1 protein-coding gene and 1 pseudogene are annotated in these 1054 nt (G+C 58.9%); one reads left to right on the top strand and one right to left on the bottom strand.

Features of this window, described 5'->3' with window-relative positions; translation table 11 throughout:
• A pseudogene (locus HDG39_RS34550) lies at positions 1 to 94 on the top strand (IS5/IS1182 family transposase); the annotation flags it as partial.
• Here HDG39_RS34550 and HDG39_RS34545 read toward each other — a convergent pair.
• Complete coding sequence (locus tag HDG39_RS34545; RefSeq protein ID WP_260328468.1) at positions 91 to 870, bottom strand: glycoside hydrolase family 35 protein; 780 nt, start codon at positions 868 to 870, stop codon at positions 91 to 93. The pseudogene HDG39_RS34550 and the gene HDG39_RS34545 sit on opposite strands and share 4 nt — an antisense overlap.
• Between the last annotated feature and the right edge of the window lie 184 nt (positions 871 to 1054).

The following is a 1054-nucleotide window of genomic DNA, read 5'->3' as shown; positions in this document are numbered from 1 at the left end:
CTCCACCCGGTATGACAAGCTCGCTGACAGCTATCTCGTGTTCGCGTCCCTTGCCTGCTCGTTTGGGCCGCTTTTAAATGTGAACACGGCCTAGTACAACCTGTCGGCCAGTTGAATCGGCTTTGCCTCGATCTGATGGAGGTCGAAGACCAGCACCTCGTTGTTACCTTGCACGAGCCACGGCGCGGGACAATACAGGCGCCTTTGCGGGCCGATTTTCCAGTAGCGTCCGAGATTGTGGCCATTGACCCAGACGATACCCTTGGTCCAGTTGCTCATGTCGAGCCAGGTGTCGCCGACTTCAGTCAGCAGCACGTTCGCCTTATAAAAGAGACCGGGTTTGCGTGGGTTCGTGCAGTCTTCGTTGAGGTTGGCGATAAACGTTTCATCCATCGGCAGCAGGTAGATGTCCCATTCCTCGAGCAACGCGAGCGAGCCGTCGACGTGTTTCATAGTGACCGGCTCGAGCAGACCTTTACGGTCAACGATCGCGTGTCCGAAGTTGACGCGCCCCATGGCCTCGACGAGTATCTCCAGCGCGACCTGGCCGTCCGGGTTCGACCCGTGGTTGTGCCGCGCCGAAGGCAGGGCAAGCGGCACACGATGCACCATGTGGAGCGACTGCGCGTACTTCTGCGGCAGTTGCGCTCTCGATACGCCGCCCGCGTACCGTTCACCAAGGAAAACCGTTGCATAGTCATGAACGGCGCTGATATCCAGCACACCGCGCGCGTGCTCCGGCAACGACTTGCGATACAGCACGAAGCCGAACGCCTGACCGTAGCGTTCAAACGACTGCGGATTCACGCCATGCTCGCGTGGCAGTGCCGCGGGCAGGTTGTCCCAGATCGAGGCGTAGAGCGTTGGCATCAAGGCCTCAGCGCCTGCGCAGTCAAGCGTGGCGATGACGTCGGGTATGGCTGGCAAGGGTTCGGGCAGATAGCTGGCGATAAGGTCTCGATACTGATATGACTTTCCGTGTCAATCGCGATGTTGATTTTTCGCTTTTTCATAGGCGCGAGAATTCCCTGAGGGCGGCGTAGCAGTAAGGTCG

The sequence above is a fragment of the Paraburkholderia lebeckiae genome (assembly GCF_014201005.1).
GTDB classification, from domain to species: Bacteria; Pseudomonadota; Gammaproteobacteria; order Burkholderiales; family Burkholderiaceae; genus Paraburkholderia; species Paraburkholderia tuberum.
Note: the sequence above shows the minus strand (reverse complement) of the source record. Positions and strands in the feature narration are given on the sequence as shown.